Source organism: Campylobacter ureolyticus, from assembly GCF_027277485.1.
GTDB lineage: Bacteria > Campylobacterota > Campylobacteria > Campylobacterales > Campylobacteraceae > Campylobacter_B > Campylobacter_B ureolyticus_B.
Genome location: NZ_JAPXGQ010000008.1, coordinates 1 through 11,675 on the forward strand (window position 1 = coordinate 1; position 11,675 = coordinate 11,675).

General features: G+C 28.5%; 10 protein-coding genes. 5 read left to right on the plus strand and 5 right to left on the minus strand.

The annotated features are described in order from the left end of the window. Window positions 1-282 precede the first annotated feature (282 nt). Both htpX and brnQ read left to right on the plus strand, forming a co-directional pair. Window positions 283-1,131 (plus strand): zinc metalloprotease HtpX, encoded by an 849-nt coding sequence (gene htpX, locus O6B72_RS05465; protein WP_269492462.1) that lies wholly within the window; start codon window positions 283-285, stop codon window positions 1,129-1,131. Window positions 1,132-1,271: 140 nt separating this feature from the next. Next, window positions 1,272-2,600, plus strand: a complete 1,329-nt coding sequence (gene brnQ, locus O6B72_RS05470) for a branched-chain amino acid transport system II carrier protein (protein ID WP_269492463.1) — start codon at window positions 1,272-1,274, stop codon at window positions 2,598-2,600. Between the two features lie 58 nt (window positions 2,601-2,658). Here the strand turns inward: brnQ and O6B72_RS05475 are convergent, their stop codons facing one another. Beyond that, window positions 2,659-6,063: an acyl-[ACP]--phospholipid O-acyltransferase gene (locus O6B72_RS05475; RefSeq protein WP_269492464.1), complete on the minus strand. Its 3,405-nt coding sequence runs from the start codon at window positions 6,061-6,063 to the stop codon at window positions 2,659-2,661. A gap of 126 nt (window positions 6,064-6,189) precedes the next feature. Between O6B72_RS05475 and O6B72_RS05480 the strand changes: the two genes are divergently transcribed. Then, complete coding sequence (locus O6B72_RS05480) at window positions 6,190-6,711, plus strand: hypothetical protein (protein WP_269492465.1); 522 nt, start codon at window positions 6,190-6,192, stop codon at window positions 6,709-6,711. On the opposite strand, the gene ciaB is transcribed toward O6B72_RS05480, so the two are convergent. Continuing rightward, window positions 6,701-8,485: an invasion protein CiaB gene (gene ciaB / locus O6B72_RS05485; protein WP_269492466.1), complete on the minus strand. Its 1,785-nt coding sequence runs from the start codon at window positions 8,483-8,485 to the stop codon at window positions 6,701-6,703. The two genes, O6B72_RS05480 and ciaB, sit on opposite strands and share 11 nt — an antisense overlap. A 115-nt stretch (window positions 8,486-8,600) precedes the next feature. Between ciaB and O6B72_RS05490 the strand changes: the two genes are divergently transcribed. After that, entirely contained in the window at window positions 8,601-9,011 is a 411-nt protein-coding gene (locus tag O6B72_RS05490; protein ID WP_018712897.1) for an acyl-CoA thioesterase, read from the plus strand. Window positions 9,012-9,077: 66 nt separating this feature from the next. On the opposite strand, the gene O6B72_RS05495 is transcribed toward O6B72_RS05490, so the two are convergent. Both O6B72_RS05495 and dut read right to left on the minus strand, forming a co-directional pair. Next, window positions 9,078-9,722, minus strand: a complete 645-nt coding sequence (locus O6B72_RS05495; RefSeq protein WP_269492467.1) for a ferritin family protein — start codon at window positions 9,720-9,722, stop codon at window positions 9,078-9,080. A 256-nt stretch (window positions 9,723-9,978) separates the two neighbouring features. Then, window positions 9,979-10,671, minus strand: a complete 693-nt coding sequence (dut, locus tag O6B72_RS05500) for a dUTPase (protein ID WP_269487983.1) — start codon at window positions 10,669-10,671, stop codon at window positions 9,979-9,981. A gap of 79 nt (window positions 10,672-10,750) precedes the next feature. Between dut and O6B72_RS05505 the strand changes: the two genes are divergently transcribed. Beyond that, entirely contained in the window at window positions 10,751-11,161 is a 411-nt protein-coding gene (locus O6B72_RS05505) for a hypothetical protein (protein WP_258299191.1), read from the plus strand. A 15-nt stretch (window positions 11,162-11,176) separates the two neighbouring features. Here the strand turns inward: O6B72_RS05505 and luxS are convergent, their stop codons facing one another. Further along, window positions 11,177-11,671 (minus strand): S-ribosylhomocysteine lyase, encoded by a 495-nt coding sequence (luxS, locus tag O6B72_RS05510; protein ID WP_101637092.1) that lies wholly within the window; start codon window positions 11,669-11,671, stop codon window positions 11,177-11,179. Window positions 11,672-11,675 lie beyond the last annotated feature (4 nt).

Genomic DNA, 11,675 nt, shown 5'->3' on the forward strand with positions numbered 1-11,675 from the left:
TGGAGGTGAACTTGGTGTTATTTATAGTATAAAACCTCTATCAAATATAAGCTTTGGTGTTGGAGCAATGGGTGGTAAAATAGATGAACTTAGTGCAAATCTTAGATTTGTGTATGGGTGGTAGTAAGATATATTAAAAAATAACTATAAAATTAAATTTGCCAGTCTATTTTTTATAGACTGGCAAAATATTGTGTAACATACTTCTACGATATTGATTCAAAAAGACAAATTTATATTTTTAGTGTAAAATATTAGGTACTAAATTTAAAGGATAAATTTATGCAAATAATAAAAACTTCTATTTTAATGATTGTTTTAATGCTTTTATTCATGATAATTGGCTACGCAATCGGTGGTCAAGGCGGTATGGTAATTGCATTTTTAATAGCTTGTGCAACAAATTTTTTTAGTTATTTTTTTAGTGACAAGATAGTTTTAAAGCACTATAATGCAATTTTAGTAACTAAACAAAACGCATCTGGTCTTTACGATATAGTTGAGAAACTTTGTAAAAAAGGTAATTTACCACTTCCTAAAATTTGCATTATTCCTGATCCTACTCCAAATGCTTTTGCAACTGGAAGAAACCCAAAGCATGCTGTTGTTGCAGTAACTGAAGGTCTTTTAAATTTAATGAGCGAAGAAGAGATTGAAGCTGTTATTGCTCATGAGTTAAGCCATGTAAAGCATTATGATATTTTAACTGGCTCAATTGCAGCTGTTTTTGCAGGGGCAATCGCAATTTTAGCAAATATTGCAAAAATGGGAGCTATGTTTGGAGGTAATAATAAAAACTCAAATAGATCAAATATTTTTGTTTTAATAGCTCTTGCTGTTATTGCTCCACTTGCTGCTACTATTATTCAGCTTGCAATTTCAAGAAGTAGAGAGTTTGAGGCCGATCGTGGTTCAGCTGAGCTTACTTCAAATCCAAACGGACTTATAAAAGCACTTTCTAAGCTTGAAAGCTATTCTAAAAATCCTCTTAAAAATGCAGATCCAAGCAGTGCTCATATGTTTATTGTAAATCCACTGAGTGGTAAAAGTAACTTTTCATCTTTATTTAGAACTCACCCAAGCACAGAAGAGAGAATTAAAGCACTTAAGAATTTAAGAATAAAAGCTTAAATTTAGTTAAATTTAAGTACAATTTCAGATTATTGTAAATTTGTAACATAAATTTTGCATAGTTTTAAAATTTTTAGTAATTTTATATAAATTTAATTAAATTGCTATATTATTACTAAAAGTCAAATAAAGGTTTTTGTATGAAAGAGATATCGTTTAGGAGCTTTTTAGTAGTTGGGCTTACGCTTTTTTCTATGTTTTTTGGTGCTGGAAATTTTATATTTCCACCATTTTTGGGTAATCTTGCGGGAGAGCAAACTCCAATTGCAATAATTGCATTTTGCTTAACAGCTGTTTTATTTCCTATTTTAGGTATTGCAGCAGTTGCAAAGTCAAATGGACTTCATAATCTTGCACAAAGAATTTCACCTAAATTTGCACTAATTTTTTCAATATTTTTACTTCTTATAATTGGACCATTTTTTGCTATTCCAAGGGCTGCAAATATGCCTTTTGAGCTTGCTATTAAGCCATTTTTATCACAAGGCTTACAAGCCAGTTTTATACCTTTATTTTTGTACTCTATAAGTTATTTTATAGTAAATTGGGCTCTTTCAAGAAATCCAACAAAAATGATATCAACATTGGGTAAAATTTTAACTCCTATTTTACTTATTTTGATACTTGTTTTATTTGCTGTTTCTATTATTGATCCACTTCACAGTTCTTCATTTTTAGAAGCAAAGGGAAGTTATGCAGCTCATCCTATAACTACTGGTATTTTAGAAGGCTATCAGACAATGGATGCTTTGGCAAGCCTTAGTTTTGGACTTGTTATTTTGCTTACTTTTAAAAGAATTGGCATAAAAGATAATGAAAAAATAGTAAGTGCAACCATAAAAGCAGGCCTTTTGGCAGGACTTATTTTGATGATAATTTATATGATGCTTTCATATATTGGTGCAAGTGCAGGTGCAGCAGTAGGCTTGCTTGAACAAGCACCTACAAATGGAGCTGAAATTTTAGCAATAGCAACTGAGTATTGGTTTGGAAAATATGGCATTATAATATTTGGTTTAGCAATGTTTTTAGCTTGTTTGACAACAACTGTTGGTCTTACTTGTGCAATAAGCGAATATTTTATAACAATTACAAAGATTAAGTATAAACATTGGATAATCATTTGGTCTGTTATAAGTTCACTTATGGCCAATGTTGGTCTTACTGCGATTATTAATTATGCGGTGCCATTTTTAGGCATTATTTATCCACTAGCACTTTCTTTAATAGTTTTATCTTTATTAAACAATAAGTTAAATGAGGATAAATTTACTTATTCTTTAGTTATTTATGTTGTTTTAGTGATAAGCTTAATTGGAACTTTTGATAGAAGTTTTAATATTGCAATACCAGGTTTGGTTGATTTGTGTAGGCTTTTACCACTGTATGATCAAAGTCTTGAGTGGATGATACCGGGCATTATTTGTTTATTGGTTGGTATGATCAAGATAAAATCAGGTAAAAAATAAATATTTACATAGAGGGCTTTTGCCCTCACATTTACATTAAAATTTGCTTTTTGTATTTTTAATCTTGTTTATCAAGTTGTAGTGCTAGATCTTTAACACCTTTAAAATTTACCTTTCCTGTACCTAAAACTGGAATTTTTTCTACTTTATGAATAACACTTGGTCTCATAAGAGCATTTAGATGTGAATTTTTTATTAGTTCTTTTATCTTGTCAATACTTTTTTCGCCCTCATAAAGTAAGACTATCTTTTCGCCTTTTTTATCGTCTTTTAAATTTGTAACACTTATAATATCATCATCGCACAATACTTCGTGAAGTGCATTTTCAACCATTGAAAGACTTATCATCTCGCCACCAAGTTTTGCAAAACGTGATATTCTATCTGTTATATATATAAAATAGTCTTGATCTAAGTATCCTATATCGCCTGTTTTGTAATATTTTATGCCATCTGCCTCAACTAAAACATCACTAGTTTTGTTAAAATAGCCTCTCATAACTTGATGTCCGCCTACTAAAATAAGACCGTTTTCGTAATCTTCAAGCTCTTTTAAGGTATCTGGATCTACTATCTTTACGATAGTTCCATTTAATGGCATTCCAACACTTCCTTTTTTGTTGAAAACTTGCACTTTCCCATCTTTTAATTCATTTGGTAAATTTACACTAACCACAGGTGAAGTTTCTGTTGTGCCATAACCTTCTAAAATTTCTTTATCAAATTTTGCTTCAAATTCATTTTTTGTATTTAAATTAAGTTTTTCACCACCTGCTACTGCGTATTTAATACTTTCAAACATATCTTTTGTAACTTTTTTATTTTTAGTATAAAGTCTAAAGAATGTAGATGTTCCGAATATAACTTCTGCTTTATGCTTTTGAAGCATTGTGCCAAGAGTAAATCCATCTGTTGGATCAGCTACAAAAACGCTTTTTAGGTTTGAATAAAGTGGATAAAGTGTAGTTAAAGTAAGTCCAAAAGAGTGAAAAACAGGAAGACTTGAAAGCATAACTTGGATATTTTCTCTTCCCAAAAGATCACTTACTTGAACTATATTTGTAAGTAAATTTTTATGTGTTAATACTATGCCTTTTGGTTCGCCTTCGCTTCCACTGCTATAAATTATTGCTGCTGTGTCATCTAAGTTTGCTTTTTTAAAATAGAGTTTTTCAATTAAAATTTTAGGCAGCATGGCTTTAACAAAAGCTCTTATTTTATCAAATTTTGTAATTTTTAAATCTTCTAAATAAAAGAATTTCTGTTTTATTTGTGTGCTGAAATTTATATCTTTACTGTTTAATTTCTCTACAAATTTTTTAGAAGTTAAAATGGTTTTAATACCTGCATTTTCTAAGCAGTTTTGCAAAGAGTTTGTGTTTGATGTGTAGTTTAAATTTATAATTACTTTTTTTTGTGTAAGAAGTGTAAGGTTAATTATCGCACAAGCGTTTGATGACGGAAGTAAAATTCCTATATTTTCTTCATCTTTTAAGTTAAGTTTTTTTGCAAACAAAAGCACCCCAACAAGCACTTTGAAATTTGATAATGTTTTGGTGCTAAAATCAACCATAGAAGCATGAAATGGAGTTCTTTTTACCCATTTTAGCCATTCATATTGAAGTGGCTTTTGCAAATCTAGATAATTCCCAAGGTTAAAATAAGATAGTTTTATAACCTCTTTTTTAAGATTGCTTGGTGAAATTTGTGAGTCTAGGGGTTGACTAAAAGATATATTTAAAACTCTTCTTTTAAATGTCTTTTTCTTATAACTAATATCAGCTCTTGAAAAAAATGAACCCCAAAAACCTCTTATATGAAAAGCAACTATTTTAGCACCCGTGTCTTTTATAGCAAGCATATATCCTTTTTTAAAAACATTTAAATTTGAGTTTTGAGTTATGTGACCTTCTACAAACATCGCCACAACTTCACCATTTTTAAGTGCAGCTTGTATTTGATTCATAGCAAGTTTGTTTGTACCTTTTCCAACTCTTATAACATCAAAAATATTAAAAAACCACTTTAGATGAAGCTTTTCATAAAAACTTACATGCATTACAAATTTAATTTTTCTATTAACTGCAATTTGTATTAGTGCCCAATCTATAAAGCTTAGGTGATTTCCAAGCATTAAAACCCCACCATTTTGTGGTATGTCGCCTTTAACTCTTACTTTATAAAAAAGTTTAAAAAATGGCATTACTAAAAGTCTTAAAGTTAAATTTGGTACAATAAAAAATGAAATTATTGAACAAATTAATGCACTCAAGCTTGCTAAATAAAAAATATTTTTTGAGTTTATACTAAAATATGCACAAAATATCGCTAAAAATAAAAATATAACCATAAAAATGTTTTGTATGAAATTGCTTCCTGCCATTATCTTACCTGCATTTTCCTTTCCTGCATTTAGTTGAATATTTGCATTTAAAGGGATTATAAAAGCCCCACCCATAAAGCCAAATAAAATAGCTGTTAAAAACATTAAAAAGATAGAATTTACACTTGCAAAAAGTACAAGCATAATAAAAAGTCCAAAAGATGAGATGCAAACTATTCCTAGTTCTACTCTTTTTTTAGATAAATAACCTGAAAATAGTGCCCCAAACACTATTCCGATTGTACTGCTTGCTAAAATTATTTGAATTATTGCAACATTATCATCTATAATATCTTTATAGTGCCTTGGAAAAACTGCTATTATAAGCTGAGCCAATGCCCAAAAAACAGAAACTCCAAGTACGCTTAATAAGATGTTTTTGTTTTTAAAAATTAGCGTTAAATTTTCTTTTAGATATCCAAAAGTTATATATTTTTTAATTTTAAACTCACTTGTCTTATCGCCAGCTTCAAAATATGGAATTTTAAATGCAAAATATGTTTCCAAACATGTGAAAATAAATAAAATTATTCCTATAAACCAAACAGAACTCATCATCTTTCCTGGGCTATCAGCAATAATTACAAATTTTTCAAAAATTATAGAAAAAATTAAAGATGAGAGTAAAATAGCGATAATTGTGGCAGATTCCACTACGCTATTTGCTAAAGCAATATTTTCTTTTTTTGCAATTTGCTTTATAAGTGCATATTTAGCAGTAGAAAAAATCGCACTTTGAACAGCTAAAAGCAATGTCATGAAAAATGCAAAATAAAACCAACCCTTAAAGTAAGCAATTGTTATTAAAAATGTAAAAATTATAGTAATAGCTGCTGCAATCCTTGAAATTTGAGTACGCGAAAATTTATCATTTAAAAATCCAGATAGCGAAAAAAGTGAAATATAAGGAAGTAAAATGAGTAAATTGACAATTGCAGTAAGAGCTATTAAAATATCACCCGAATAACTTTTAACTAAGATATTTTGAATGGTAATTTTGTGTCCTAAATCAACTACTGCATTTATAAAAAGAACTACAATAAAAGGCAAAAAGCCTTTTATGTTAAAAAGTTTTCGCATATCTTTCCTAACATTTTTTATATAAAAATTATTTTTATTTGTAAATTTAAGATTTTAGCGAAATTAATAAAATAAATTAAGAAAATTTGATAAAATAGTCAAAATTTATAAAATTTAAGGAAAAAAATGGAAGTAATAATTACAAATAAAGATGTTGGGAATTTAAGGAAATTTATGATACTCTACAGTAAAAAGGCAAAAAGACAAAAAATAATGAGCTTTTATGCTGTACCATTTGAGTTTGTTGTTGTTGGTCTTATTTTAGATGGTCTTTTAAAAACAGTTCCTATTTTAAGCTTAACTTCTTTGGTTTTGGCTATTTTATGGTTAATATTTTTTCCAAAATATTATAGAAAAATTTGCAATAAAGAGCTTGTGAAGTCAGATAATTTACCAGAATCTAAAATAAAAATGAAATTTAATGTAGATGAGAATAATATAACTTTTTCAAACGATGAAAAACCAAAGCCAAGTGAAATTTTTAACTTGAACTCACTTGATAAGATAGCAAAAACTAATGAAAATTATTTTATCTCATTTAAAGAGGGTCATCACATCGTGCTTCCACTAAGTGATGAGACTACAAAAAAAATAAATGAGATAAAATCTCGCTTTTCAAAAGGCAGTATTGAAGAAGTTACTCTTTAACTTCTGAAACTTCATTGCCAATTTGTCTATAAAGATCAAAGTAGTAGATAACAAACTCTTTTACATCTTTACAAATTGGCAAATAGCTTGATTTATGAGGTACACAAAATTTTGATAAAAACTTATTTGCATCTTCTTTTTCATCATAGATTTTTGCTAAATTTTCATAGTTTTTTATACAAATATTTTTGAAATCACTATATTTTTCCAAATTAACTTTTAGTTTTTTACCATCAAACTTTAAAGCCTTACTTTCAAAAAGAAGAGTTAGATGAATTAAACTTTCGCAATAATATGCCTTAACAGGGTCATTTTCCATCCATGAGATAAGTCCAACACTTCTTTTTATAAGCTCGGCAAAAACTGGAAGTTTTAACTCTTCAATCTCATTATCAAAAAATGCTATAAGTCCACCAGTTGTGGCTTTATACTCTTCTATAAATTTAAAAACTCCACTTTTATTCATTAAAGTTTCACTATCTTCATCTATAAATAAAATATGCCCAAACTCATGTCCTATAGTGCTTACTCCATAAACTTGACGCCAAATTTCTTTTTTGTTAAATAAAATATCGCGCGTATAGTTTAAAAACTCTTTTTCAAAAATTTCGTCATTTATTTTCATAAAAGGTTTTGCTTTTATGCTTTCATAAACATGATCTACAAAAGCAAATATTTTTTTACCTGAGTTTGCACTCACAAACTCATCATTTGGCACAACTTGTGCACTGAAAAGCCCTTCTAAATCAGCTCCATAATAAATCATTGGGGTTGAGATATAAAGTTGTGTTTTATCTATGTTTGAATTAACCATAGAGTGCATTATTTGGTTATTCGAGCCAATATTTTTATAGACATTATCGAAGCTATTTTTAACCGATTTTTTTATCTCTTTTTCGTCATATGTAGTTTCTTCTTTTAGCCTTATATCCCATTCTAGAGCAACTGCGTGAGTGTAAAAGTCTTCATAATATTCAAGTGGATGACCAATTTGAAGATATGATTTAGTATCCATCCACGCCATTTCAGCATCTCTCCAAACTTTTATAACATCACTATTATCTGTGCATGCAAATGCAATTTTTAATTTTTTAAAATATTCTATATATGCTTTTTCATCGCTGCTTATAGCAAGAAGAGATAGCGCTTGGATTAAATTTTCAAACTCATCAATTAGTTTTGGCATATCTAAAAAAGCTTCATAATATGTTTTTAAAACAGCACTTGTGTTATTTTTATTAAAAAATACAACTCCGTAAGTTCTATCGCAAATTTCACCTCTTGGGGTTTTTTGATAAAGTTCATTTTTTTCTATAAATTCAAATGGATTACTCATTGAAGCAAAAATTTTAGAGTTTTTATCAATTACTATATGTTGCCATTGTTTTTGAATTTTGTTTAAAATAAGGCCTATTTTATGAACACCACTTATTAAGGCCAAGTTAAATTCATTTAAAATTTTATTATCGACTGCTTTTAAGATTAAATTTCTATGAGAGTTTTCGTGTATTAAAGATACAAAATCATACATTTCATCACGTATTTTCAAAATTTTATCTTCACTATAATTTTTCTTTTTTAGTTCAGTTAAAAGAGGGTCTGTTTTTAAATCAACAATTCGTCTTAAAACGGCTATTTTTTCAGACTCACTTCCTTTAAAACCACAAATTTCAAGTGCTTTTTTTACATAGTCATTATCTTGATTTTTATATAAATCGTTTATTATTTTTTGATTTTCATCTGAATATTGTAATAATTTTTTATAATCATTCATAATTTATCCTTTTAAATTTATAAAAAAATTTTAGCAAAATATAATTAACCAGTATTAAAACAAACTTTAAAAATAGTTGGTAAAATCATAATAAATTTATAATTAAAGGAAATTTATGGATTTAAAAAATATGGGAGAGCCAAAGATAAAAATAGTTGCAATGCCAAGAGACACAAATCCTGCTGGAAATATATTTGGTGGATGGATACTAGCTCAAATAGATAAAGCCGGGGCAGTTGCAGCAAGGGAAGTTGCACCAATTAGAGTTGTAACTATCTCATTTAAGGAAGTAATTTTTAAAGAACCTGTTTTTGTTGGGGACTTAGTCAGTTGCTATGCAAAAATTATAGGAGTTGGAAAAACATCCATAAAGGTAAAAGTTGATGTTATAGTTCAAAGGTTAAATGAAGATAATAAGGTTGTTAAAATACCAGTAACAAGCGCAGAAGTAACCTATGTAAGCGTTGATAGGGCAGGAAACAAAAGAGTTATTGATGAGGATTTGAAAAAAATTTGTGGATTTTAAATTAGAACAAAAAGAAAATATTTAGGAGAAGTGCTTTCTCCTAAATATTATTATAAATTTTTGATTTTACCCTAAAAATTCTCTTTTAAAATACTCTTTTGGAGCTTTACATAAAGGACAGGCACCAGGAGCTTTTTTGCCACGATGAACATGACCGCAAACTTCACAAACCCAAACATCTTCTTCTTCGCTTTCAAAAAAGCCATCATTTTCAAGCATTTTTTTGAGTTCTAAATACTCTCTTTCGTGCTCAACTTCAACTTTTGCAATAGCTTTAAAAAGTCTTGCAACATCTTTTTTGCCCTCATCTTCAGCTATTTTTGCAAAACCTGGATACATCTCTTCGTGTTCAAATTTTTCTCCAGCTGCTGCATCAAGTAGATTTTTATCCATTCTATCAAGCGGTATGTTGGCCATTTCATGATGTTTTTTAAGCTCAGCTCTTGCGTGCCATTTTTCATTTTCAGCTGCTTCATAAAAATGCTTTGCAATAGCGTGATATCCAGCTTCTTTAGCCAAATCTCCATATAAATCATATTTGTTTCTAGCCATTGATTCACCAGCAAATGCTTTCATCAAATTTACAGAAGTTAGATCAGTTGTTATGCACTCCATCTCTTCACCACAGCATACTAGTTTGCCACCACCGACTTTTTGTACTTCAACTTCATTACCACATTTATGACATTTGTAAGTCTCATATTGCCTCATCATTAAACCTTTCATTATCAAAATTAAGAGATTTTATCATATTAAAAAAAATTTGTCAATAATAAAATTTATTGATACTAAGTATCAAACAAAATATTAAAAGTAGTTTGAAATATCAAGTAAATTCTAAGCTTTAAGAAATTTGATATTTATGATTTTATATTATTTTTGTGTAAAAGATGTGCGAACACATCTTTTTTGTATTTTGTAGTTTTTATAACTATGTATTCAAAATTTATATATTGTTTTTTAAAATTTATTTTTTGATTTTTTTATAATTTTCATCAAGTTTTTTATAAATTTCATCCATATTTATAACGTCTGAGTTTAAAATTTGACTTAATACTTCGTTATCTTCTTTGCCATTCCAAATTTTTACATAAGTTCCGTTTTGATATCCATGATCTTGTCTAAATTTGTTTAACACATTTTTGCCAACATATTTTTCAAAAAGCTCATTTAAGTTTAAGCCGCATTTGAGTGAGAGTCTAAAAAAGTTAGTTAAAAGCTCATGAATTTTAAGTTCAAAACCACTGCATTCATGTATTATAATCTCAATATCGTTAATAATTTCATATAGATTATATTCACTCATACTGTAGGCTTCAAGTGTAAAATCCCTAAATCCACTAACTGAAATAATATCTTTTACAATATCATCAATATTTTTATTCGGATATGCTTTTTCTAAGACCAAGCTCATTATAAAATGCCAAATATCAGTTAGTTCAATCTTTATATTTTCACTATTTGCTTTTTGGTTTATGCTTTTCCAGTGTTTCCATGAAAAGCTATCGATTAGTTCAGCACACTCCATATAAATACATCTTTTCCAATTTATGAGTTTGCCATTTTGTGCGGTTCCTTCTTCCCATTTTTTACCATTTGTTTCATCATTTAGTCGTTGTTGCATTAAAAACATCTGTTTTAGAATTTCTACATTTTCCATTAAATTTCCTTAATATTTTCATTAAATTATACAAAAAATTTGCTATTATTAAGTAAATTTTATAAAAAAGGCAAAAAAGTTGTATGAAGAAATAGATAAATTCGTAAAAAAAATGCATCTTTTATCTTTTTGCGTGAGTTTTGATAATAAACCATATTGTGCAAGTGCATTTTATGCTTATGATGAAAAAAATTCAAGTTTAATTTTTGCTTCAGATGAAAAGACAAGCCATATTCAAATGGCTTTAAAAAATACAATTGTTTCAGGTATAATACATCTTGATACAAAAATAGTTGGAAATATTAAGGGTGTTCAGCTTTTAGGCGAGTTTAAAAAGGCCAATGAAGAGCAAAAAAAAATTTATTTTAAAAGATTTCCTTACGCGCTTGCTTTAAAGCCAAATATTTGGTGTATGGAAATTTCGTGGGCGAAATTTACAAATAACAAGGCTATTTTTGGTAAAAAATTAATTTGGGAAAAAGCAAAATAAATTTTTTTCTTTAAACTAAATATCTTTTAAAGCAATTTCATCATTGTTTATAATGCAAATTCCTTTATTTAAAACATTTTGAGCTATTTTTTTAGCTTCTTTTAAACTGTGCATAGAAGCAGTTCCACACTGATAAATATTAAGTTCTGGAATATCACTTTGTGAAGATACATTTAAAACATCTTTCATTGAATTTTCCCAAGCATTGATAACTTTATCAATATTTGGATTTCCTATTAAGCTCATATAAAAACCAGTTCTGCAACCCATTGGCGAAATATCGATTATCTCAACATCTTTACTATTTAGGTGTTCTCTCATAAAGCCTGCAAAAAGATGCTCTAATGTATGTGTTCCATCTTCGCTCATAATCTCTTTGTTTGGTAGGCAAAATCTTAAATCATAAACGCTTATAATATCACCTTTGGGGGTTTTCATACTTTTTGCAAGTCTTACTCCCGGAGCTTTCATTTTTGTGTGGTCAACTTTAAAACTATCAAGTAGTGGCATTTTA